The organism is Streptomyces tubbatahanensis, assembly GCF_022699385.1.
In the GTDB taxonomy this organism is placed as follows: Bacteria; Actinomycetota; Actinomycetes; order Streptomycetales; family Streptomycetaceae; genus Streptomyces; species Streptomyces diacarni.
Window position 1 is genome coordinate 554,365 of sequence record NZ_CP093846.1, and the last position, 22,444, is coordinate 576,808.

The following is a 22,444-nucleotide window of genomic DNA, read 5'->3' on the forward strand; positions in this document are numbered from 1 at the left end:
CGCGTGCGCCGGAGGCGGCCCGTCAGCCCAGGTAGCCGGTCAGGCCAGGCGGCGCGCTATGCGAGGCGGCCGATCCCGCCGTACCAGGAGACCTCGGCGTGGGAGGGGCGTTCGGCTTCCGGCACGGTGGAGCGCCAGTCGGAGACCACCTGGATGCCGGGGTCGACGAGTTCGAAGCCGTCGAAGAGGTCTGTCAGCGCCGAGCGGTCGCGCAGGGTGAGGGGGACGCCCTGGGCGCGGTAGGCGGTCTGGACACCGAGCGCCGTGCTGGGGGAGATCTCGGCGGTGGCGTGCGAGAGGACGAGCATGCTGCCGGGGGCGAGCGCCCCTCGGAGCTGTTCGACGATGCCGCCGGGCTCCTCCTCGTCGGACAGGAAGTGCAGGACCGCCACCGCGAGCACCGCCACCGGCTGGGTGAAGTCGAGCAGGGCCTGGGTCTCGGGGTGCTCGATGATCCCACGGGGGTCGCGGATGTCGGTCTGGATGACGGTGGTGCGCTCGTCGGTGCTCAGCAGTGCCCTGCCGTGGGCGAGGACGATGGGGTCGTTGTCGACGTAGACGACGCGCGCGGAGGGGTCGTGGGCCTGCGCGACCTGGTGGACGTTGTGCGCGGTGGGCAGGCCGGATCCGATGTCGAGGAACTGGCGTATGCCGGCTTCCTCGACGAGGTACCGCACGGCCCGGCCGAGGAACTTGCGGTTCTCCCTGGCCGCGGTGCGCAGCGTCGGGAAGGCCGACACCGCCTTTTCCGCGGCGCTCTGGTCGGCAGGGTAGTTGTCCTTGCCTCCGAGGAGGTAGTCGTACATGCGGGCCGAGTGCGCCTCCCCGATCCGCAGGCTGGCGCCGCTCGACTCCTGGGCGCCCGCGGCGCCCTCCGCCGCTCCCGGGGCGGTCTCGTCGTGCATGTTGCCGGTGTGCGTCATTCTTCCTCCGCCGCTCGCTCCAACTCCCGCCACGCGCCGGGCACATGCCCCGCCTGGACGGTACGCAGCCTATCCGGCCCCTGAGCGGCCACAACACCGACACCGCCACATCCACCGGGCCCCGCGAACAGCTCGGCGGGTTCGTCCGCCGACGCGTCCGCCGGTTCGCCCGCGAGGACGCGCGTACGTGGGGTCACGAGGCGGTTTCTACTGGAGGGTAGGCACGGCCTGGCGCTTGTTATACAGTCCGTCTAACAAGAGGCGTGGGGCACCTCAGGGGACGCCTCACGAGACGCCTGCCAGCGGCCGGTCCTCACACCGCGAGGCCCGGCGCAGGGCGGCCGCCCGTCGGCCGGCATCGGCCAGGACGCACCGGCGGCCGACCGGGAAGGCCCGAGATCCGATCCGAGGAGTCGCAGCATGGCAAGCAGCACCACCCGGCCGGACACTCCCGCGAGCGCCGACCCCGCGAGCACAGGCCGGCACCCCGAACACGACGAACAGGACGTCGCCCGGCGCCTGTTGGACTCCTCCGCGAAGCTGTCGTACGACCCCAGGACGGAGGTCGACTGGGACACCCCGCTCGACGAGAGCTACCACGGCGCGAGCCCGGAGTGGAGCACGCTGTACGGAACCTCCTACTGGCGGGAGATGTCCGAGGCGCAGCGCAAGGAGCTGACCCGCCAGGAAGCCGCTTCGGTGGCCGGCACCGGCATCTGGTTCGAGATCATCCTCCAGCAGATGATCCTGCGCGACGTCTACGCCAAGGACCCCTCGCAGGAGAAGGTCCAGTGGGCCCTGACCGAGATCGCCGACGAGTGCCGGCACTCGATCATGTTCGCCCGCGGCGCCAAGAAGCTGCGGGCCCCCGCCTACCAGCCGCGTTTCCTCGCCCGTGAACTGGGCCGCGCCTTCAAGACCCTCGCGTTCGGCGAGGCCGCCTACGCGGCGATCCTGGTCGCCGAGGAGGTCCTCGACGTCATGCAGCGGGACTGGATGCGCGACGAGCGGGTCGTCCCCTTCGTGCGCACCATCAACAACATCCACGTCGTGGAGGAGTCGCGGCACATGAAGTTCGCCCGCGACGAGACCCGCAAGCGGCTGGCGAAGGCGGGGTGGGTGCGCCGGCAGATCAACGCCTTCGTGATCTCCATCGCCTCCTACGTCATCGTCACCAGCATGGTGAACAAGAAGGTGTACGCCACCGCCGGGCTCGACGAGGAGCGCGCGCTCGCCGAGGCCGGCGCGAACGAGCACCACAAGTCGATGATGCGCTCCAGCTGCGCGGGGCTGATGGAGTTCCTCGCCTCGGCCCGGCTGCTGACCAAACCGGCGCTCGTCTTCTACAAGCGCGCCCACCTGATCTGACCCTCCGCCGACGCAGGCGCCGACAGAACTGGCCCCATGACCTACGCCATCAGTCAGAACTGCTGCAACGACGCGACCTGCGTGTCCGTCTGCCCGGTCAACTGCATCCATCCGGCCCCCGGGGAGCGGGACTTCGGCAGCACCGAGATGCTGTACATCGATCCCGCCGCGTGTATCGACTGCGGTGCCTGCGCCGACGCCTGCCCCGTGGACGCGGTCTTCCCCGTGGAGAGCCTCACCGGGCCGCAGCGCACGTACGCCCGGATGAACGCCGACTACTACGCGGACACACCGACACCCGAGCCGGCCGCCGACAGCCCCACCTTCCACAGCTGGAGCGAACCGGCCTTCACCCGGGCCCTGCCCGCCGACTTCGCCGCGCCCCGGGTCGCGATCGTGGGAACGGGTCCGGCCGGCATGTACGCGGCCGAGGACCTGCTGCTGCACACGGCGGCCGAGGTCACCCTCCTGGACCGGCTGCCGGTGGCCGGCGGACTCGTGCGGTACGGCGTGGCGCCCGACCATCCGGCGACGAAGAAGATCGGTGAGACCTTCGCCAGGTTCCACCAGCACCCGCGAGTCCGGATGCTGCTGGGCGTAGAGGTCGGCGAGCACCTCACCGCGCAGGAGCTGGCCGCCCACCACGACGCCGTCGTCTACGCGGTGGGCGCCCCCGGCGACCGGCGGCTGGACATACCGGGCGAGGAGGTGTCCGGCAGCATCTCCGCCACCTCGTTCGTCGCCTGGTACAACGCCCACCCCGACGTCCCCGCGGACGCGATCGACCTCTCCGCTCCCCGTGTCGTCGTGGTCGGCACCGGGAACGTCGCCCTCGACGTGGCCCGCATCCTCCTCACCGACCCGGAGGAACTGGCCGGCACCGACATCGCCGACCACGCGCTGGAGGCGTTGCGGACCAGCGCGGTGCGCGAAGTCGTGCTGCTGGGGCGCCGCGGCCCCGAGGACGCCGCCTGCACCCGGCCCGAGCTCCTCGCCCTGACCCACCTGCCCGGCGTCCACCTCGTCGTCGACGACCACGACCCCCGCATCGGCCCCGCGCTCGACGCAGCAGGCCCCGAGGACAAGGCGGCGCTGCTGCGGGGAATCGACCGCGAGCAGGTCGACTACGCGGGGCCGCCGCACGATGACGGGCGGCGCCTGATCTTCCGGTTCCACTCGGCCCCCGTCGAGGTGCACCCCTCAGCCCCCACCGAGGTGCACTCCGACAGCGAGGGCGGGGCCGCACCCGGCGTCGCGGGCGTGCGGGTCACGGGAAGCGCGGGGCAGGTGGACATCGGCGCGGGCATGCTGCTGCGGGCCATCGGCTACCGGGGAGCGCCCGTGCCCGGACTGCCGTTCGACGAGGGTGACGGGACGGTGCCGCACGAGAAGGGCCGGGTCGCCGGCCGGCCCGGTACCTACGTGGTCGGGTGGATCAAGCGCGGCCCCAGCGGCGGCATAGGCGCCAATCGCGCCTGCGCGGCCGAGACGGTGACCACCCTCCTCGACGACGCCGCGAGCGGCGCACTCGCGCAACCCGCGCACTCGGCCAAGGCGTTCCGGCGCCTGGTGCGCCGCCGCAACCGCCACGTGGTGGACGCGCGCGGGATGGCCGCCATCGACCGTGCCGAGCAGGCCCGGGGCAGCCACAGCGGGAGGCCGCGCAGCAAGCTCGCCACCGTTCCCGAGCTGGTGGCGGCCTCGAAAACACGCCTCCCCCTCCCCCGCTGACCACCAGCCGCCGCCCTGCCCGAAGTGCCGACGGTGGGTGTGGGGTCGGTGTGCTGTGGGTGACGGCGGCGGGGGCCGGATGTGAGGGCACCCATAGGGGCCAGATCACATACGAAGCACCTTCGTATGTCCGATTTGCCGGGGTTCGGGGGTGGGGGTCGAGCGGCGCACGGTGACGGGTGAAGGGGACGAGGCGGGATAGTACGTCACATAGTTGTCGGGGCGGGGAGCCGGTCCGCAGGGTGGGCCCCAGGTCGCGACGAGACCGGGCACGGAGCCCGGAAACGCGGCCGGATGTGTCCCCCTTCGAAAGGCATCCGCTCGCATGCGTACTGCTCTGCGCAACACCAAGCTGACCACCGGCCTGACCGTCCTGGGCGCCGCCGGCATCGCCACCACCGCACTGGGCGGCACCGCCCACGCCGCCACCACCCCGCCCCAGACCAAGCCCGCCGCCCACGCCACCCAGACCGCCGCCGACAAGGACGACAAGAAGTCCGACAAGGCCGACGACAAGAAGGCGGAGAAGAAGGCGGACAAGGCCGAGGGCAAGGGCAAGGGCAAGGACGGCAAGTCCTACCCCGACAACCTGGACGGCTGGATCCGTGAAGCCAAGGCCATCATGGACAAGCACGGCATCCCCGGCTCCTACGACGGCATCAAGCGCAACATCATCCGCGAATCCGCCGGCGACCCCAACGCGGTCAACAACTGGGACGTCAACGCCCAGAAGGGCACCCCCTCCAGGGGCCTGCTCCAGGTGATCCAGCCCACCTTCGACCAGTACCACGTCAAGGGCACCCCCGATAAGCTCACCGACCCCGTCGCCAACATCGTCGCCGCCTGCAACTACGCAGCCGACCGCTACGGCACCATGGACAACGTCGACTCCGCCTACTGAGCAGAAGGCACCACCCAGCAGCCGACACCACACACACGCACCACGCGCACACGCGCACACGCACCACGCATGCGACACCCCGAGCGGGTGGGAGGAACACCCTCCCACCCGCTCGCCGCGTGTGCGGCTCTCAGGGTGCGAGCGGGCCGTCGGGGCCGAAGGCCAGGTCGGCGAAGCGCTCGCCGATCCGGCGGTGTGCGGCCGCGTCCGGATGCAGCTGGTCGGGCAACGGCAGCTCCGCGAAGTCGGTCTCGCCGTAGAGCTTCCGGCCGTCGAGGTAGAACAGGTGCGGGTCCTGTGCGGCCCGCTGGGTGACGATGCGGGCGAGCTCCTCCCGGATGACGTTGAGGGTCAGCTTGCCCGCGGCCCGCTCCGCCGGGTCGCCCATGGCACGGAAGAGCAGCCTTCCCGAGCTGATGTCGCTGAAGTCCGGAGCGCAGGGCCCCGGGGTGTCCTCGTGTATGGGACACAGGATCGACGAGACGACCAGCAGCGGGGTGGTCGGGTGGCCCTCGCGGATCGTGTCGAGGAAGCCGTGCACCGCCGGGGTGAAGGCCCGCAGCCGCATCAGGTCGCCGTTGACGAGGTTGATGCCGAGCTTGACGCTGATCAGGTCGGCGGGGGTGTCCCGCATGGTGCGGGCGGTGAACGGGTCGAGCAGGGCGCTGCCGCCGAGCCCGAGGTTGACCAGTTCGACACCACCGCGCGAGGCGGCCAGCGCGGGCCATGTGGTGGTGGGCCCCGCGGCGTCGGAGCCGTGGCTGATCGAGCTGCCGTGGTGCAGCCACACCTTGCGCCCCTGGTCGGGTACGGGCTCGACGGGGGCGTCGGTGCGCAGCGCGCCGAGTTCGGTGGTCTCGTTGTGCGGCAGCCAGATCTCGATGTCCTTGACCCGGTCGGGCAGGCCCTCGAAGTGGAGCGTGTCGGCCGGTCCCGGGGTGGTCTCGGCGGTGCCGGCGAGCATGTCGATGGTCAGGGTGTTGCCGCCGGTGGCGGTCGCCCGGCGGACGGGCCGGCCGTCGACGAGCAGCTCGTACACGCCGTCCGGGCGGGGCGGGGCGCCCACGTAGTCGCGTTTGGTGGGCAGTACGTCCAGCTCCACGGTGGTCGCACCGGTGCGGAGCGCGAGGCGGACCCCCGAGGGCTGTGATTCGGCCATGGCGAGTTGTCCGTCGGTGTTCTGGGCGCGCGCCCAGGCGGGCAGCCGGTGGGGCAGGACGCCGTGCGGGGTCTGCTCCAGGTCGGCGGCGCCACGTACGAGGTCCATGGTGACCGGCGTGGTGATCCAGTCGTGCGTGGGGTTCATGGGTCCTGCCTGTGGTCTCGAGAAGGCCGCTTCACGCTCAGGCGCGGGCGGGGAAGGGAGGAGGGGTGCGGGTGAGGTCAGGGCCCCGGTGGGCGCAGGCTGCGGAGCAGGGCGTCCAGGTGGTCGACGACCCATGTCCAGGTCTCCGGCGAGCCGGGGGCGCTGTGGCTGAAGCCTCCGGACGCCTCCAGGCTGACGAAACCGTGGAAGACGCTGCCGAGCAGCCGCACGGCGTGCGTCTGGTCCGGCTCCGGCAGGTCGTAGCCGCGCAGGATCGCTCGGGTCATCTGGGCGTGCCTGCCTCCGGCGCTCGCGGCGGCGGTGCGGGAATCGAGGGGGAACCGGGTGGCGGCGTATCGCCCCGGGTGCGCGCGGGCGTAGTCGCGGTAGGCGTTCGCGAAGGCCGCCAGGGCGTCCTTGCCCGCGCGTCCGGCCAGCGCGTCGGCGGCGCGCTCGGCCAGTTCCTCCAGGGCGAGCAGCGCGATACCCGTCTTGAGGTCATGGGAGTTCTTCAGGTGCGAGTAAAGGCTCGCGACCTTGACGTCGAAGCGTCTGGCGAGCTCCGAGACGGTCACCTGGTCGAATCCGACCTCGTCCGCCAGCTCGGCTCCCGCCCGGATCAGCCGCTGCGTGCTCAGTCCGGCTCGCGCCATGTCCTTCACCCGCCACCTGAGAGTCTTCCATGCAAGCTTTAAGGAATTGCCTAAGCCCTTTAGGCAATTTACGGTAACATTCATGAAGACGCTGACAGAACCAGAGATCCGTTCCGCGTTCGTGAACTGCACCAAGGGCGAGGCCAAGCGGCCGGCGGTCCCCCGTGACCTCGCCGACCGGCCCTGGGACGCGCTCGACTTCCTCGGCTGGCGTGACCCCCAGGCGCCGGGCCGCGCCTACCTCGCCACCGAGTTCGAGGGCCGTACCCGAGCCGTCGCGCTGCGCAGTCCGGCGCCCGCCTCGTGGCAGGCGCGGCGCGGCATGTGCTCGATGTGCCTGACCCCGCACACGGGCGGTGTCTCGCTGATGGTCGCGCCGAAGGCGGGCAAGGCCGGGCAGCAGGGCAACTCTGTCGGTACCTACATATGCGGCGACCTGGCGTGTTCGCTGTACGTACGCGGCCGCAAGGATCCGGCGGGCGGCGCCCGGATACACGAGTCGCTCACCCTGGAGGAGAAGATCCGGCGGATCGAGGGGAACGTCGCCGCGTTCCTCGCGAAAGTGGTCGCGTGATCGTGTCGCGGACCCGACCGAGCTCGTTGGTGGTGGTGACCCCAGGTGAGCAACCGGAAGGAAACACCATGCGTGCACGTGCACTGACGGCGGGGATGCTGGCCGCCGCCGCCTCGTTGACCGGCGTCGCCGCGGCGTCCCAGACCGCGGCCGCTGACAGCACCGCGGGCGGCCGGAACGCCGCCGCGGAAGCGGGTGGCGTGTCCGACCAGCTGGGCCTGTCCTCCGTGATCTCCCAGGCCGAGCAGCAGTTGCGCATGGTCGGGGAGCAGGCGCAGCAGCACGGCCGCTGAGGCGCGGGACAGCGCCCCGCGCCCGCGTCCGCTCCCGCGTGCACGTCCGCGTCCGTGCACGCGTCCAGGTGGGCGGTGTCACGAGCCGGCCCCGGCGGCTCAGGCTTCGGCGGCGACGCGAGGTGCCGCGCACGCGCGCAGGCCGGCGGTCAGTTCGGTGGCGTCGAGGCCGCGCCCGATGAACACCGCGCGGCTGCGGCGCGGCTCGGCGGCGCTCCACGGCGCTCCCGGGCGCAGTTCGTGGAGCCGGTGGACGCCCTGCAGCACGTGGCGGCAGTCCTGACCGGCGAGGGCCACGATGCCTTTGAGCCGGTAGAGGTCCGCGCCGCGTTCGGCCGCCAGGTCCCCCAGCCACCTCTCCAGCGCGGTGCGGTCCAGCTCCTCGGGGATCTCCACGCTGACCGAGCCGATCTCGGGGTCGTGCCAGTGGCGGCTCTCGTCCTCGGTGAGCCAGCGATGATCGGCCTGCGCGCTGCGGTCCAGGTCGAAGGCGCCGATGCCGAGCACGGCGTCCAGGTCGACCTCGGCGTGGCAGGAGGTGACGAGGCCGGCGGTCGCGTTGATTCCGCGCAGCCGCGCCAGGAGGGCGTCGAGTTCCGCCGCCTCCACCAGGTCGGTCTTGTTGACCACGACCCGGTCGGCGACGGCGATCTGGTCGGCCACCTGGCGGCCGGGCCCCGTGTGGTGCTCACCCGCGTCCCAGGCGTCGAGGTGGGGGGTCACGTGCCCGGCGTCGACCAGCGTGACGACCGCGTCGAGCCGGAACCTGGAGGCGACCTCCTCGTCCACGAAGAACGTCTGGGCGATGGGGTTGGGGTCGGCCATGCCGCTGGTCTCGATGAGGACGCGGTCGAGGTGTCCGCGTCGGGCCAGTCGGTTCAGGATGTCGATGAGGTCGGTGCGCGCGGTGCAGCACAGGCAGCAGCCGTTGGCCATCTCCACGATCTCCTCGTCCGTCTCGACGACGAGGTCGTTGTCGACCGGGATGTCACCGAACTCGTTCTCCACCACCGCGACGCGCTGCCCGTGCCGCGCGGTCAGTATGTGGTTGACGAGCGTGGTCTTGCCGGCGCCCAGAAAGCCGGTCAGCACGGTTACCGGGATCGCGGGGCTCTTCCGCGCTTCCCTGTCATGGTGTGTCATCGGCGCTCTCCGGTGGGATGTGGGTGGGCGAAGGGGTGGCCGCGCGGTGCTGCGCGGCGTGGGAAGGCACATCGATGCCCGCACGCCGCAGCAGTGCGTCGGCCCGCTCCTGTGCCTCGGCTGCGGCTGCCTGCTCGTCCACGGACAGGCAGTGCCCGTCCGTGTGCACGATCCGGCCCCCGGCCACGGTGGTGGACACATCGCCGGCGCGGGCCGCGTAGACGAGAGTGCTCATGACGTCGTGCAGCGGCCGCAGGTGCGGGGCCGTCAGGTCGACGACGGCCAGGTCGGCGAGGCGGCCGGCGACGAGAGAGCCCGCGTCGACACCCGCGTAGCGGGCGCCTTCCCTGGTGGCCATCGCCAGCACCTCCCTGGCGGTGACGACCTGGGGGTCGAGGGTGTGCAGCCGCTGCGCGAGGACGGCCTGTTTCATGCACTCGAACATGTCCTGCCGGTGTCCGCAGCTGGGCCCGTCGGTGCCCAGCGCCATCAGGACGCCCGCGTCGCGCAGTGCGGGCAGCCTGAGGGTGCCCGAGGCGAGGTAGCCGTTGGAGACGGGGTTGTGGGCCACTGCCGCACCCGCCGCGCCCGCCTGTTCGATCTCCTCGTCGTCCAGCCACACCGCGTGCGCCAGCGTGGCCCGTTCGTCGAGCAGCCCCTCCCCGGCGAGCCACTGGAGGGGGCGCACGCCGTAGGCCGCCGTGTAGCCGCGCGGGTCGGCGCCGGATTCGCAGCAGTGGGTGTGCCAGCGGGTGCCCAGCTCTCCGGCGAGGCCGACGGCGGCGCGCACCAGTTCCTGATCGACGTAGGTGAGGTTGAGCGGCGCGGGCCACACCTCGACGCGCGAGCCCGGCGGGCGGTGGCTCACGGCCTGCCTGGTGAGGTCGAGTTCGTCCTGGGCCGTGTAGCGGAAGAGGGCGTCGGGCTGGCCGCGTGCGGCGGCCACCGCGGTCCGCTCACCGACGATGCCGCGGGCCACCGCACCGCGCAGTCCTGCCTCTTCGAGGGTTCGGGCGACGGCGAGGGTGGTGTCGAGGTCGGTGGGCGCGTAGTGGTGGTCGACGACGGTCGTGATGCCGGCGCGCAGCGCCTCGGCGGCGGCGAGCCTGACGCCTGCCACCGCGTCCTCTCCCGTGACGGCGATCGAGTACGGCCACATGAAGTCGCACAGCCACGGCACGATGGACATGCCTTCGCCGAGCCCGCGCACGAGTGCCTGGTAGAGGTGGGTGTGGCCGTCAACGAAGCCGGGGATGACGGCCTGCCCCCGGCAGTCGAGGACGGTGTCCGCCCGTAGCGCGGACAGCTCGTCGGCCGGGCCGACGGCACTGATCCGGTCGCCGGTGACGGCAACGGCGCCCGGGTCGTGCACGGTGTACCGCTCGTCGACGGTGACGACGGTGCCCCCGGTCAGCAGGAGATCGCAGTACCCGGCGACGGGCCGGGCCCTCGGTTCGTGCCCGGACCGGGGCGGATGCTGGACGGACGTCATGGCGGCTCCCTCCCCCGGACCGCGCGGAGGCGGCGGCGGGGACGAACGGCTCGGTCTCGCCGAACGGTTGGCCCGCTCTGGGGCGGGAGGTCACCGGCGGAGGGGTGCGCTGCGGCGGGCCGCCCCGGGGACGGCCTGCCTGCAACATGTAATGCGCCTCCGCCGAGGACTGTCAAGACGGTGGACGGCGTGGGTGGGCCCCTGAGTCGCCAGCACGTCACGGTGTTCGGCCCGGATTCGGCCCGGTGTTCCGCCACACGGCTCCAAGGTGCCGGGGGTGCGGGACGGGTTGACAGGCACGCCGCTGTCTCTACGGTCCCTTACATTGCATGCAACACGCAGTGCCGCGTCCAACACGCAGCACCGAGCACGCAGCACTCCCCCGGAGCCGGTCCGTCCACCGGCCTGCCCGAGCCGCGGTCACGGCTGCTCCGTGCCGTCGGCCGCACCGATGGAATCCGCCGCTCATCCGCGCGGCGGAGGAGGGAGCAGGGCATGGTCAACTTCCGCAGCGTCGTGGGGCGTCCGCGCGCGTCCCGCGCCGGGAACAGGGCCGGCGGACCCGGGCCCCGCGCGCGTTCGCCGCACGAGGTGGACGCCGTACCTCCCGTGTGGCACCTGTTCGTGTACGGCACCCAGCACGTCCTCGCCTTCTACGCGGGAGCGGCCGTGATGCCGCTGCTGGTCGCCCAGGGGGTGGGGCTGCGCGGCGCGGACCAGGCCATGGTCGTCAACGCCTCGCTGCTGGCGTGCGGGCTGGCGACGCTCCTCCAGTCCGTCGGACTGCCCGGCATCGGCATCCGGCTGCCTGTCGTGCAGGGCCCGGCCACCAGCGCCGTCCCCTCACTCATCGCGGTGGGGCTGGCCGCCGGCGGGGCCCACGCCGGCCTGTCCACCATGTTCGGCGCGGTGATCGCCGCCGGACTCGCGCTCTTCGTCGTCGCGCCGGTCTTCAGCAAGCTGGTGCGCTACTTCCCGCCGCTGGTGACCGGCACGATCGTGACGGTCGTGGGGGTGACGCTGCTGGCGGTGGCCGCCAAGCAGGTGGGCGGCGGGGATCCGGGAGCGGCCTCCTTCGGCAGCCCCGCGCACCTGGGGCTGGCCGGTGCGACGCTCCTCGTCATCATCCTGGTCTCACGCTTCTCCAGCGGCTTCGCGGCGACCGTGGCGGTGCTGGTGGGCCTGCTGGCGGGGACGGGGCTGGCGATGGCGACGGGGCTCGCGGACTTCTCGGGTACCGGGTCCGCACGGTGGTTCGGGATGACCGAGCCCCTGCACTTCGGGGCGCCGCGCTGGGACACGGCGGCGGCGCTGTCCCTGTCGCTGGTGATGGTGGTGATCGCCGTCGAGAGCATCGGCCAGTTCTTCGCCGTCGGACGGATCGTCGGACGCGAGGTCGGCGAACGCGACGTCGTACGGGCGCTGCGCGCCGACGGGCTCGGCACGATGTTCGCCGGACTGCTTGGCTCCTTCCCCAGCACGGTGTTCTCGCAGAACGTGGGGCTGTTGCAGCTGACCAGGGTGCGCAGCCGGTGGGTGGTCGCGGCGTCCGGCGTCATCATGGCCGCGCTGGGGCTGATGCCGAAGGTCGGTGCGGTGATCGCCGCGATGCCGACGCCGGTGCTGGGCGGGGCGACGATCGTCCTCTTCGGCACCATCACCGTGGTGGGTGTGCAGATCCTCGCGCAGGCCGACCTGGCGCACAGGCACGGCACGCTCGTGGTGGCGGTCAGCCTCGGCGTGGGCTTTCTGCCCACCGCCTACCCTCAGTTCGCGGAGCGGCTTCCCGGCGAGCAATTGCATGTAATTTTCGGGAGCGGCATCATCCTCGGTTCGCTCACGGCTGTGCTGCTCAACCTGCTCTTTTACCACGTAAGCCTGCCGGTACGGCGCGAGGCGCCAACGTCCGCGGCGGCACGAGGCGTTGACGGCCTCGGAGAGCACATGCAACATGAAGTCGTCAGGGCAGCCGACGATCCGTCCACGGACGCCACACAGGCGGGACCGGCGAGCGCGGGCCCCGGCCCGGCCGTCACCGGCCCCGGCCCGGCCGTGACCGGTGGCGGAACAGCCGCCACAGGCAGTGGCCAGGCCACCGGGACGCCGCCACCACCCGGCGGAGCCCACACCTGAGAGCCGCCGCCTTCCCACCGACCACTTCCGCCCACCGAGACCGGGCCCGCACGAGGGGGTTCTTCCACACGATGCCGATCGAGAGCGCGGTGAGCCGTCTGGCAGGCGGCAGTCTGCTGGCCGACCAAGCGTACCAGGAGTTGAAGAGCGCCGTCCTCGCCGGCCGGCTGTGCCCGGGCGACGCGCTCTCCGTCCCGGCGCTGGCGACGCAGTTGGGCATCAGCCGCAGCCCCGTGCGCGAGGCGGTGCAGCGCCTCATCCACGACGGCCTGGCCACCCACGAACCCCACCGGGGGGCGGTCGTGGCGCGCGTGGACGTGGCGGACGTGCGCCAGCTGTACGTGCTGCGGGAAGTGATGGAGGGGCTGGCAGCCCGGCTGGCCACCGAGCGGCTCGACGCGGCGCGGGTCGCCGAGCTGCGCGCGCTGCTGGAGGAGCACGAACGCGTGGTGGCCACCGGGGACGACGAGGAGAGCCACACCCGGATGGACATGGCCTACCACCGGCTGATCCGCGAGGTGGCGGGCAACGACCACCTGACCGCCGCCCTGGACACCATCCAGGGCAAGGCCCACCTGGCGCTGCACTCACTCTGGCGCAGCCCCGAGGCCCAGCGGCTCGCCGTCGCCGAACACCGGCGCATCTTCGAGGCGATGACCTCGGGCGATCCGCAGGCGGCCGAGGAGGCGGCCCGTGAGCACGTGCGGCGGCTGCGGATCCGGCTGTCGCAGACGGTGCCGCAGCGGGTGCCGGCCGAGGGGCCGGCACCAGACGCGGTGGCGAGGGCGCCGCGTGCCGGCAGCGCCGGGTAGCGCGGGACCGCCGCGCTCCCACCCGCCTGCCCCGCCGCCGCTCGGTGTGCGGGGCGAGCGGGAGGCACCGGGCCACCGCGCTGCCGCCGGCACCGCCCGCACGGGCACCGCACCCACAACCCCCGCCTTTACCGCCCACCAGTCACCTGCCACCACCTGCGAACAACCGGCCACCGGCCACCGGCCACCGGAGGCCGACACCCGGCGAGAGGGAGGCACACCGTGAGCGGCACGACGACAGCGCACCCACCCGACACCGGCGCACCGGCCCAGGCCCAGACACCACCGACCTGGACGACGCCAACCCAGACCACACCGGCCCAGACCGCGCCGGCCCAGACCGGGCCGGTCGGCGGGACGGCGGCTCCGCCGCGCGGCGTCGGCGCCCCGCGCACGCCCGGAAACACCGGCTCGGGCGCCGGTGTCGGCAGCGGAGCGGCGCGCCCCGACGGCGGACTCAAGGTGACCGGGGCCTTCGCCTACTCCTCGGACCTGCGCAGGGACGACGCGGTGTGGGGCGCCACGCTGCGCAGCCCCCACCCCTCGGCGCGCGTCCTGAGCCTCGACGCGTCCCGCGCCCGCGCACTGCCCGGGGTGCGGGCCGTGCTCACCCACGAGGACGTTCCCGGGCTGCCGCGGTACGGGATGAAGGTGGCCGACCAGCCGGTCCTGGCATCCGACCGGGTGCGCTACCAGGGCGAGCCGGTGGCGCTGGTCGCCGCTGACCATCCGGAGACGGCGCGCCGCGCGCTCGCCCTCATCGACGTCCGCTACGTCGGACTCCCGGCGCTCACCGACCCGGAGGCCGCGCTGCGCGGTGAGGGTCCACTGGTGCACGAGACCCACCCCCTGGGCGCCCCGACCGCGGCGTCCGCGGCTCCGGCCGGCGGTCCCGCCGCAGGCCGGGTGGCACCGGGCAACCTGGTACGGCACGTGCGCATCCGGCACGGTGACGTGGCGCGGGCGCGGGCCCGCGCTGACGTGGTCGTCGCCGGGGTGTACGAGACCGGGATGCAGGACCAGGCGTTCCTGGGGCCCGAGTCGGTGCTGGTGGTTCCGGCGGAGGACGGCGGGGTGGAGGCGTACGTCGCCTCGCAGTGGATCCACGACGACCAGCGGCAGATGGCGGCGAGCCTGGGCCTGCCGGTGGAGAAGGTGCGGGTGCGGCTGTCGGGGGTCGGCGGAGCCTTCGGCGGGCGGGAGGACGTCTCCTGCCAGATCCACGCCGCCATGCTGGCGCTGCGCACCGGGCGTCCTGTGCGCATGAGTTACGGCCGCCGCGAGTCGTTCCTGGGCCATGTGCACCGGCATCCGTCGCGGATGCGCGTCGAGCACGGCGCGACGCGCGAGGGCCGGCTGCTGTACATGACGGCCAGGCTGCTGCTGGACGGTGGCGCGTACACCTCGACCTCTCCGGTGGTGACCGCCAACGCCAGCTACTTCGCCGCCGGTGCCTACGAGGTGCCGAACGTGGCGATCGACGGGTTCGCCGTCTACACCAACAATCCGCCCTGCGGGGCGATGCGGGGCTTCGGCGCGGTGCAGTCCTGCTTCGGGGTCGAGTCGGGCATGGACCGGCTGGCCGGGCGTCTTGGCATGCATCCGGTGGAGCTGCGGGAGCGGAACGCGATGCGGACGGGCACGGTGCTGCCGACCGGGCAGCCCGTGGACGGCCCCGCGCCCGTCGCCGAACTCCTGCGGCGGCTGCGCGACCGTCCGCTGCCGCCGCCCGCAGCACGAGACGGGCAGCCGGAGGCCTCGCCGGCCCGGCCCGGCGGGCTGAACAACACCACGCACGGCGAGGGGGTGCGGCGCGGCGTCGGTTACGCGGTCGGGGTGAAGGCCATCGGGTTCTCCGGCGGGGTGGACGACCGCTCCACGGCGCACGTGCGGCTGCTGCTGGCGGGTGGCGAGCCGGTCGCCGAGATCCGGTCGGCGGCGGCCGAGTGCGGGCAGGGCATCGTCACCGTGCAGGCGCAGATCGCGCGCACCGAACTGGGAGTGGAGCGGGTGGTGGTGCTGCCCGCGGACACCTCGGCGGGTGACGCGGGCTCCTCGTCGGCGTCCCGGCTCACGTGGATGAGCGGCGGCGCGGTACGGGGCGCCTGCCGTGCGGTGCGGGAGCGGCTGCGCGCACGCGGTACCGGCCCGCCGGCCGCGCTGCTCGCCGAGGGCCCGGTGGAGGCGGAGTTCACGTACGCGCACCGGCGCACCGAGCCGGTGGACCCGGAGCGGGGGCAGGGGGCGGCGCACATCGCGTTCGCGTTCGCGGCGCACCGGGCCGTCGTCGACGTGGACGTCGAACTGGGCCTGGTGAAGGTGGTGGAGCTGGCCTGCGCGCAGGACGTGGGCAAGGCGATGAACCCGATCGCCGTCCACGGCCAGATCGAGGGCGGCACCGCACAGGGTCTGGGCCTCGCGCTGCTGGAGGAACTGCGCGTCGAGGGCGGCCGGATACGCAACGGTTCGTTCACCGACTACCTCATCCCGACCATCGCCGACATGCCGCCGGTCCCCACCGACCTGTTGGAGCTGCCGCATCCCGACTCCCCGTACGGGCTGAACGGGGTGGGTGAGCCGCCGACGCTCTCCTCCACTCCGGCGCTCGCCAACGCGCTGCGGGACGCGACGGGGCTTCGGCTGCCGAGGGTGCCGGTGCGGCCCGAGGAGATCATCGACGCCGCCGAGGGGAGGTGAGGCGGGCCTTCGGGTTCCCCCAACGGTCCGGGTACGACAGGCCCACCGCGGGCCCCAGCCGAGGGCCCCACCGAGGGAGAGGACGACGCACGTGATCATCGACACCCACATGCACCCGACCAACAAGCCGGACAAGGCCTGGCGGCACGCCGGCGATCCCTTCACGGGCGAGCGGACGCTCGCGATGATGGACGGCCCCTACACCATCAACGGCACACCGCGCCGCATCGACTACGGCTGCATCATGCCGCCGCCCGGCAACACCGTCTGGCAGGACGGGATGCGCACCGGCCGCGAGGGCATCCGCGACTACATGTCCTACATCACCGAACTGGTGACGGCGCACCCGGACAGGTTCGTCGGGAACTTCCTGTACAACCCGCGCTTCGGTCCCGAGAACGGGGCGAACGAACTGGAGTTCCACGTCAAGGAGTACGGCTACAAGATGATGAAACTGCATGCCAACATGCACGCTTATCGTCCCGACCGTGCCCTGGACTGGCTGCGTCCTGTGCTGCGGGTCTGCGATGAGCTGGGCGTGGTGGTGCTGATCCACACCGGGGACGGTCCGTACTCGATCCCGACGCAGTTCTACCCGATCATCCGCGAGTTCCCGAACGTCAATTTCATCCTGGCCCACTTCGGGGTGCAGACCGGCGGCGTGTACTGCTTCGAGGCGCTGTACATGATCCTCGACTCGCCCAACGTGTACGGCGAGTCGGGCTGGCTGCTCCAGTCGCGGATCGTGGAGTTCGCCCAGCAGATGGAGAAGCACCAGCTCGTCTTCGGCACCGACTCGCCCCCCAACGAGCCCGGTATGTGGGCGCGTGAGCTGGAGGTACTGTGCGGCCCGCCACCGCAGGGCATGCACCTGTCCGAGGAGGACCTGGAGGGCTACCTCGGCAACAACATGGCCCGGCTGCTGGGCCTGGAGCCCACTCCCCCACCGCGCGACGAGGCCGAGGCGAAGCTGCGGCTGACCGACACCTACGCGTCCTCGGACAGCACCCGCGCCGCCCGGGCCGCGGCCCGGGCGTAGCCGCCAGGTCCGGGGGCGGGGCGCGTCCCGCCCCCGGACCGTGCCGCGCAGGAGGGAGGGAGAGCGCCGTGCACGCGAGCGCAGCGCAACGGTCGCAGGACCTGCGGGATTTCCTGGCGGACTACCCCGCACGCCACCCGGAGGACGTGACCACCGTCCACGAGGAGATCGACGGGGAGGACGTGGCGGCCCTGGTGCTGGAGCTGGCCGCCCGCGGACGCGAGGACATGCTGGTGTGTCCCGGTGTGCGGGGGCTGGGCGGCACCGGTCTGGTCACCAACGTCTTCGCCTCCCGGCGCCGGGTCGCCCGGCTGCTGGACGCCCGGCCCCAGCAGCTGCACGCCGCCTACCAGGCAGCGGCGGCGCGGCGCACCACACCGCGGGTGGTGTCGGAGGGGCCGGTGCTGGAGCGGGTGGCCAGCGGGCCCGAGGTGGACCTGGGAAGGCTGCCGCTCATCCGGCACTTCGCCTCCGACCGCGGTCCCTACCTGACCAGCGGTGTGATCGCCGCGGAACCGCCGCCGGGAGTGCCGGGGCGCGCGGGGAACCTCAGCTACCACCGCGCCATGGTGCACGCGCGTGACCAGCTCGCCACCAGCCTCCACTCGCGCGGCCACCTGTGGCAGTTGCTGGGGCTGGCGGCCGAGCGCGGCGAACGGCTCCCGGTGGCCATGGTGATCGGCGGCCACCCGCTGTTCCTGCTGGCCGCCTCTGCCCGCCTCGATGCCGGCACCGACGAACGGGACGTCGCGGGGGGCCTGTTCGGGGCGCCGCTGGAGGTGGTGCGCACCCCGCGGTACGGCATCCGGGTGCCGGCGAGCGCCGAGCTGGTGCTGGAGGGCACCATCGACCCGGAACTCAGGGCGGACGAGGGCCCGTTCGGCGAGTTCTCCGGGTACTCCTCCAGCCGCTCCACGCACAACGTGCTCACCGTCGAGACGGTGCTCGGCCGGCGTGAACCGCTGCTGCTGGACATCGCGGGCGGCAACACCGCCGACCACCTCAACCTCGCCCGCATCCCGCGCGAGGCGGAGATGGCGCAGAAACTCTCCGAGCGCTTTCCCGAGGTCGCACGCCTGCACTATCCGACCTCCGGCACCCACTTCCACGCGTACGTGGCGCTGCGCCGCTCGCGGCCCGGGCAGGCGCGGCAGGTGATGCTGGGGCTGCTGGGCTGGGACCCGTACCTGAAGACGGTGGTGGCGGTGGACGAGGACGTGGACGTCACCCGTGACACGGAGGTGCTGTGGGCGCTGGCGACGCATCTGCAGCCGCACCGGGACGTGTTCGTGGTGGACGGGCTTCCCGGCAGCCCCCTCGATCCGTCGTCCACGGCGGAGGGCACCACCTCGCGGATGGCCCTGGACGCCACCCGCGCCCCCGGCTTCGACGGTGTCCGCATCGACGTCGCCGCGCGCAGCACACGCACCGCGCGGCGCCTGCTGGACGGCGGTGGGCGGTAGCGCGTCCCGGCACGGCCGGGCGGCACGCTCGCAGGCCCGACGACGCGCTCGCGGACCCGGCGGCGTTCACGCGGAGACCCGGCGGCGTTCACGGGGAGACCCGGCGGCGTTCACGCGGAGAAGTAGAGGCTCGGTGTGGTGCCCAGCGCACGCCGGAACATGGCCGTGAAGGCGCTCGGAGTGGCGTAGCCGACGCGCAGCGCGACGGTGGTGACGGGCACCCCCTTGGCCAGCAGCGCCACCGCGTGCGCCAGCTTGGCCTGCCGCACCCAGTGGCCCAGGCTCATACCGGTCGCCTCGGCGAAGCGGCGCTGGAGGCTGCGCGGGCTCATGTGCGCGGCGGCGGCGGCCTGCCGTGTCGTCCACGCGTCCTGCGGGCAGCGGCGGATCCGCGCGCACAGGTCCGCCAGGCGGGGGCAGTCCGGGGCGGGAAGGTGCAGCGCCGGCACGGGGCGGGGGGTGAGTTCGCTCAGCAGCAGCCGCATGACGAGTCCGGCGCGGCCCTCGGTGTCGTACTCGACGGGCAGCCGCGTCGCCTCGTCGATCAGCTCGCGCAGCAGCGGGGAGACCGAGACGACCGTGGGGGCAGCGGGCAGCCGGGTGGCGCCCGGGTCCAGATAGAGCGTCCGCATGGCGACCCTGCCCGCGCAGGTCATCTCGTGGTCGAGCCCCGCGGGCACCCACGCGCCCCTGCTGGCCGGCACGACCCAGGTGCCGAGCGGGGTGCCCACCGTGATGGCTCCGGTGATGCCGTAGATCAGCTGTGCCCTGCGGTGCCGGTGCGGCGGGATGTGGTGGCCGTCGGCCAGGTCGCGGGCCATCGCCGCCACCGGACGGGGCACGTCCTGGTAGTCGTCCCGGTTCTCGCTCTTCCCGAACATGGCGCACTCTCGACATCACCTGGCAGTACGGCGAAAGTATGCCAGCCGGGCCGGCCATAGCGTCGTTCTCCGTGCCTGATCCCCGTCTGACGCCCTCGCCCCCGCCACCGGCGCGGGGTCACGGGCTGACCCGCCTCCACGTGCTCGTCCTGGCCGTCGCCAGCGCGGTGACCGCCTCCAACGTCTACCTCAGCCAGCCGCTGCTGGAGGAGATCGCCGGCTCGCTGCGGGCCGATGCCGCGCTGCTGGGCGCGATCCCCACCGCCACCCAGCTCGGCTACGCGGCCGGCATCCTGCTGCTGGTGCCCGCGGGGGACAGCCACGACAGACGTCGGCTCATCCTGGTGCTCACCGCCTGCTCGGGCCTGGCCCTGGCGGCGAGCGCGGCCGCCACCAGCGCCTGGCTCCTGGCCGCGGCCGGCTTCGCGACGGGGCTGCTCTCCCCCGTACCGCAGTTGGTCACGCCGCTGGCCGTGGCGCTGTCCGAGCCGCCCGAGGGTCGGCCGGGCGGACGGGGACGCGTCGTCGGCACCGTGCAGGCGGGGCTGCTCGTCGGCATCCTCGCCTCCCGCGCCTACGCGGGCGCGCTCGCCGAGCTCGTCGGCTGGCGCGGCGTGTACGCCGTCTCCTGCGCCCTCACCCTTGTGCTGGCCGTCGTCCTGCGCCGGTGCCTGCCTGCGGACCCGGCACCGGCCGGCACCGAGGGCTACCTCGCCTGCCTGGCCTCCCTGCCCCGGCTGGCGGCCCGGCCTCCGGTCGCCCGGGTGGTCTTCTCCGGGGCGCTGGTCGGTGTGGCCTTCGGCGCCTTCTGGACGACGCTGACGTTCCTGCTGGCCCGCCACTACCACTACGACAGCGCGCGGATCGGGCTGTTCGGGCTCGTCGCCGCCGCCAGCGCCCTGGCCTCCCCGTGGGCGGGCAGGCTCGCCGACCGGTACGGCCCACGGCGCGGTCTGGCCGCGCTGACCGCTGCGGTGATCGCCGGCTGGCTGGTCCTGCTTCCCGGCGGCACCTCCCTGGCCTGGCTGGTGGCCGGCATCGTCCTCCTGGACGTCGGTGTGTGGGGCAACCAGACGGTCAGCCAGACCGCGCTCTTCTCCCTCCCCACCCACCTGCACAACCGGCTCAACACCAGCTACTTCACCTGCCGCTTCGCCGGCATCGCGACCGGCTCCCTGGCGGGCTCGCTCGCCTGGAGCGCCGCGGGCTGGCCGGCCGTCGCCGCTCTCGGCGCCACCTGTGCCACCCTCGGACTCGCACTCGGCCTGCTCCCCCACCGCGCCCACACGGAGCCGGCGGCCTGAACGGACCTCGGCAGCACCGGTGCCATCCGTCGGCACTGGCCGAGCGTCACGCGCAGTCGGACGGCGACGCCCCGTGAGGGCGCTCGCGGACCGGCGCGTCCCCGCTCGGGTCCGGGGGGTCGTCAGCGGGCGGTGGCGCCGCGGCGCGGCCCTCGACGAGCGGCAGTCGTACGGCGAAGACCGTGCGGCCGGGCGAGCTGTGCGCGCTCACTCCTCCCCCGTGCGCGGCGACCACCGCCCGAACGATGGCCAGCCCCAAGCCGGTGTTCCCCTGGGCGCGTGAGCGCGAGGCGTCGGCGCGTGCGAAGCGCTCGAAGACCACGGGCAGCGCCTCGGCGGGGATACCGGGGCCGTCGTCCTCGACCCGTATCTCGGCCGCGCCCGAGGAAGCGTCGCCGTCGGGCGGCGAAGAAAGGCACGGAGCCGCGGGAACGTGCCGCAGGCGAGCCGTGACGACGGTGCCCTCAGGGGTGTGGGTCCGCGCGTTGGTCAGCAGGTTGGCCAGCACCTGCCGCAGGCGCGCCGCGTCGCCGGGGACGACGACCGGTACGCCGGGCAGGTCGAGTTGCCACCTGTGGTCGGGGCCCGCGGCGCGGGAGTCGCTCACCGCGTCCACCACCAGCGCCGAGAGGTCCACCTCTGACCTGCTCAGCGGCCGGCCCGCGTCCAGCCGCGCCAACAGCAGCAGGTCCTCGACCAGGTCGGTCATCCGCTCCGACTCCGCCTCGACGCGCGCGAGCGCGTACCGGGTCTGGGGGCCCACCTCCTCCCGGCCGCGCCGGGTCAACTCCGCGTAGCCCCTGATCGAGGCGAGGGGCGTGCGCAGCTCGTGGCTGGCGTCGGCGACGAAGCGCCGCACCCGCGTCTCGCTCTCGTGGCGGGCCGCCAGCGCCGCGCCGACGTGCCCCAGCATCCTGTTGAGCGCCGCGGCCACCTGCCCGACCTCGGAGCGGGGGTCGATGTCGCGCAGCGGGACGCGTTCACGCAGCCGTACCTCACCCTCGTGCAGCGGCAGCCGGGAGACCCGGGTGGCGGTCTGCGCCACCCGGGCCAGTGGCCGCAGCGCGAGCCGCACGCTGGCGGTGCCGACGAGCGCCGCGGCGATCAGCCCCGCGCAGGCGACGCAGACCTCGGTGACGACCAGCGTGCTGACGGTGTCCTGGACGCCCGAGGCGGGCAGGCCGACGAGCAGCGTGCCGCCGTCCACCGGCACCGACCGCATCCGGTAGGTCCCCTCTCCGGGCAGCTCCGCGGTGTGCGGCTCACCGTCGCGCGGGGCGTGCGCGAGTGCGGAGAGCTGCTCCTGGGACAGGGGCTCCACCGCCACCCCGTGGCCCGTCGGCGCGCTGTCGTCCTGGACGCTGATGCCCGCGTGGAGCACCTTCGTGCCGCCGGAGTCCTGGCCGCTGCCGCCCGACCCCGACGGGGCCACGGCGCCGACCGTCCCCAGCGGCTGGCCTCCCATGGTCAAGAAGCGCAGCCGGTCCCCGTCGGGCGGTGCGCCATGTCCCGGCGGGCCGGGGCCCGCGGCCCGCACGGCGACCTCGGCGAGCTGGTCGTCGAGCTGCCGGTAGAGGTGGGAGTGCAGGGAGATGGTGGTCACCGTGCCGATGACCGCCGCGACCACGGCGATCAGCGCGAGGACGCACAGCACCAGGCGGGTCCGCAGCAGTCGCGGCGGGCGCGGGCGGCCGAGAAGACCGGGCAGGGCGCGCAGGGAGGGCATCGTGA

19 protein-coding genes are annotated in these 22,444 nt (G+C 73.2%); 11 read left to right on the plus strand and 8 right to left on the minus strand.

The window, feature by feature from the left end:
* Positions 1-56: 56 nt before the first annotated feature.
* Both MMF93_RS02365 and MMF93_RS02370 read right to left on the minus strand, forming a co-directional pair.
* Complete coding sequence (locus MMF93_RS02365; RefSeq protein WP_242749112.1) at positions 57-923, minus strand: SAM-dependent methyltransferase; 867 nt, start codon at positions 921-923, stop codon at positions 57-59.
* Positions 920-1,120 carry a hypothetical protein gene (locus MMF93_RS02370; protein WP_242749113.1) on the minus strand — a complete coding sequence of 67 codons (201 nt, stop codon included), beginning with the start codon at positions 1,118-1,120 and terminating at the stop codon, positions 920-922. Before MMF93_RS02370 ends, MMF93_RS02365 begins: the two co-directional genes overlap by 4 nt.
* A 223-nt stretch (positions 1,121-1,343) precedes the next feature.
* Here MMF93_RS02370 and MMF93_RS02375 point away from each other — a divergent pair, with 223 nt between their 5' ends.
* The 3 genes from MMF93_RS02375 (at position 1,344) to MMF93_RS02385 (ending at position 4,923) form a co-directional block, all read left to right on the plus strand.
* Positions 1,344-2,291, plus strand: coding sequence for an AurF N-oxygenase family protein (locus MMF93_RS02375; protein WP_242749114.1), 948 nt, complete (start codon positions 1,344-1,346; stop codon positions 2,289-2,291).
* Between the two features lie 36 nt (positions 2,292-2,327).
* Entirely contained in the window at positions 2,328-4,022 is a 1,695-nt protein-coding gene (locus MMF93_RS02380) for an FAD-dependent oxidoreductase (RefSeq protein WP_242749115.1), read from the plus strand.
* Positions 4,023-4,347: 325 nt separating this feature from the next.
* Positions 4,348-4,923, plus strand: a complete 576-nt coding sequence (locus MMF93_RS02385; RefSeq protein WP_242749116.1) for a transglycosylase SLT domain-containing protein — start codon at positions 4,348-4,350, stop codon at positions 4,921-4,923.
* A 130-nt stretch (positions 4,924-5,053) separates the two neighbouring features.
* On the opposite strand, the gene MMF93_RS02390 is transcribed toward MMF93_RS02385, so the two are convergent.
* Together MMF93_RS02390 and MMF93_RS02395 are read right to left on the minus strand one after the other, a co-directional pair.
* Positions 5,054-6,229, minus strand: a complete 1,176-nt coding sequence (locus MMF93_RS02390) for a GDSL-type esterase/lipase family protein (protein ID WP_242749118.1) — start codon at positions 6,227-6,229, stop codon at positions 5,054-5,056.
* Between the two features lie 77 nt (positions 6,230-6,306).
* Positions 6,307-6,882 carry a TetR/AcrR family transcriptional regulator gene (locus tag MMF93_RS02395; RefSeq protein WP_242749119.1) on the minus strand — a complete coding sequence of 192 codons (576 nt, stop codon included), beginning with the start codon at positions 6,880-6,882 and terminating at the stop codon, positions 6,307-6,309.
* An 82-nt stretch (positions 6,883-6,964) separates the two neighbouring features.
* Between MMF93_RS02395 and MMF93_RS02400 the strand changes: the two genes are divergently transcribed.
* Together MMF93_RS02400 and MMF93_RS02405 are read left to right on the plus strand one after the other, a co-directional pair.
* Entirely contained in the window at positions 6,965-7,456 is a 492-nt protein-coding gene (locus MMF93_RS02400) for an FBP domain-containing protein (RefSeq protein WP_242749121.1), read from the plus strand.
* 68 nt (positions 7,457-7,524) lie between these two features.
* Complete coding sequence (locus MMF93_RS02405) at positions 7,525-7,749, plus strand: hypothetical protein (RefSeq protein ID WP_242749123.1); 225 nt, start codon at positions 7,525-7,527, stop codon at positions 7,747-7,749.
* A gap of 99 nt (positions 7,750-7,848) precedes the next feature.
* Here MMF93_RS02405 and MMF93_RS02410 read toward each other — a convergent pair whose 3' ends face one another.
* Both MMF93_RS02410 and MMF93_RS02415 read right to left on the minus strand, forming a co-directional pair.
* Entirely contained in the window at positions 7,849-8,892 is a 1,044-nt protein-coding gene (locus MMF93_RS02410) for a CobW family GTP-binding protein (RefSeq protein WP_242749125.1), read from the minus strand.
* On the minus strand, positions 8,879-10,384 hold the full coding sequence (locus tag MMF93_RS02415; protein WP_242749127.1) for an amidohydrolase family protein: 1,506 nt from the start codon (positions 10,382-10,384) through the stop codon (positions 8,879-8,881). The genes MMF93_RS02410 and MMF93_RS02415 overlap by 14 nt, the downstream gene beginning before the upstream one ends.
* 495 nt (positions 10,385-10,879) lie before the next feature.
* On the opposite strand from MMF93_RS02415, the gene MMF93_RS02420 reads away from it, so the two are divergent.
* The 5 genes from MMF93_RS02420 to MMF93_RS02440 all read left to right on the plus strand — a co-directional run bounded on the left by MMF93_RS02420 (position 10,880) and on the right by MMF93_RS02440 (position 18,528).
* The gene (locus MMF93_RS02420; RefSeq protein WP_242749129.1) at positions 10,880-12,517 is read left to right on the plus strand and encodes a nucleobase:cation symporter-2 family protein; all 1,638 of its coding nucleotides are present in this window, start codon (positions 10,880-10,882) and stop codon (positions 12,515-12,517) included.
* 71 nt (positions 12,518-12,588) lie between these two features.
* A complete protein-coding gene (locus MMF93_RS02425; RefSeq protein ID WP_242749131.1) occupies positions 12,589-13,329 on the plus strand; it encodes a GntR family transcriptional regulator in 741 nt (246 codons plus the stop codon).
* Between the two features lie 222 nt (positions 13,330-13,551).
* On the plus strand, positions 13,552-16,026 hold the full coding sequence (locus MMF93_RS02430) for a molybdopterin cofactor-binding domain-containing protein (protein ID WP_242749133.1): 2,475 nt from the start codon (positions 13,552-13,554) through the stop codon (positions 16,024-16,026).
* A gap of 91 nt (positions 16,027-16,117) precedes the next feature.
* Complete coding sequence (locus MMF93_RS02435; RefSeq protein WP_242749135.1) at positions 16,118-17,065, plus strand: amidohydrolase family protein; 948 nt, start codon at positions 16,118-16,120, stop codon at positions 17,063-17,065.
* A 68-nt stretch (positions 17,066-17,133) separates the two neighbouring features.
* Positions 17,134-18,528, plus strand: coding sequence for a UbiD family decarboxylase (locus tag MMF93_RS02440; protein WP_242749137.1), 1,395 nt, complete (start codon positions 17,134-17,136; stop codon positions 18,526-18,528).
* Positions 18,529-18,638: 110 nt separating this feature from the next.
* Here the strand turns inward: MMF93_RS02440 and MMF93_RS02445 are convergent, their stop codons facing one another.
* Positions 18,639-19,409, minus strand: a complete 771-nt coding sequence (locus MMF93_RS02445; protein ID WP_242749139.1) for an AraC family transcriptional regulator — start codon at positions 19,407-19,409, stop codon at positions 18,639-18,641.
* A 71-nt stretch (positions 19,410-19,480) separates the two neighbouring features.
* Here MMF93_RS02445 and MMF93_RS02450 point away from each other — a divergent pair, with 71 nt between their 5' ends.
* Positions 19,481-20,713, plus strand: a complete 1,233-nt coding sequence (locus tag MMF93_RS02450) for an MFS transporter (RefSeq protein WP_242749141.1) — start codon at positions 19,481-19,483, stop codon at positions 20,711-20,713.
* Positions 20,714-20,759: 46 nt separating this feature from the next.
* Here MMF93_RS02450 and MMF93_RS02455 read toward each other — a convergent pair whose 3' ends face one another.
* Positions 20,760-22,439 (minus strand): sensor histidine kinase, encoded by a 1,680-nt coding sequence (locus tag MMF93_RS02455; protein WP_242749143.1) that lies wholly within the window; start codon positions 22,437-22,439, stop codon positions 20,760-20,762.
* Positions 22,440-22,444 lie beyond the last annotated feature (5 nt).

Bases quoted from the DNA above. Each gene is read 5' to 3' on its own strand.
- MMF93_RS02415 (WP_242749127.1), bottom strand. From the start codon at position 10,384: ATGACGTCCGTCCAGCATCCGCCCCGGTCCGGGCACGAACCGAGGGCC.
- MMF93_RS02410 (WP_242749125.1), bottom strand. From the start codon at position 8,892: ATGACACACCATGACAGGGAAGCGCGGAAGAGCCCCGCGATCCCGGTA.
- MMF93_RS02420 (WP_242749129.1), top strand. From the start codon at position 10,880: ATGGTCAACTTCCGCAGCGTCGTGGGGCGTCCGCGCGCGTCCCGCGCC.
- MMF93_RS02445 (WP_242749139.1), bottom strand. From the start codon at position 19,409: ATGTTCGGGAAGAGCGAGAACCGGGACGACTACCAGGACGTGCCCCGT.
- MMF93_RS02380 (WP_242749115.1), top strand. From the start codon at position 2,328: ATGACCTACGCCATCAGTCAGAACTGCTGCAACGACGCGACCTGCGTG.
- MMF93_RS02425 (WP_242749131.1), top strand. From the start codon at position 12,589: ATGCCGATCGAGAGCGCGGTGAGCCGTCTGGCAGGCGGCAGTCTGCTG.
- MMF93_RS02400 (WP_242749121.1), top strand. From the start codon at position 6,965: ATGAAGACGCTGACAGAACCAGAGATCCGTTCCGCGTTCGTGAACTGC.
- MMF93_RS02395 (WP_242749119.1), bottom strand. From the start codon at position 6,882: ATGGCGCGAGCCGGACTGAGCACGCAGCGGCTGATCCGGGCGGGAGCC.
- MMF93_RS02365 (WP_242749112.1), bottom strand. From the start codon at position 923: ATGACGCACACCGGCAACATGCACGACGAGACCGCCCCGGGAGCGGCG.
- MMF93_RS02390 (WP_242749118.1), bottom strand. From the start codon at position 6,229: ATGAACCCCACGCACGACTGGATCACCACGCCGGTCACCATGGACCTC.
- MMF93_RS02385 (WP_242749116.1), top strand. From the start codon at position 4,348: ATGCGTACTGCTCTGCGCAACACCAAGCTGACCACCGGCCTGACCGTC.
- MMF93_RS02405 (WP_242749123.1), top strand. From the start codon at position 7,525: ATGCGTGCACGTGCACTGACGGCGGGGATGCTGGCCGCCGCCGCCTCG.
- MMF93_RS02455 (WP_242749143.1), bottom strand. From the start codon at position 22,439: ATGCCCTCCCTGCGCGCCCTGCCCGGTCTTCTCGGCCGCCCGCGCCCG.
- MMF93_RS02375 (WP_242749114.1), top strand. From the start codon at position 1,344: ATGGCAAGCAGCACCACCCGGCCGGACACTCCCGCGAGCGCCGACCCC.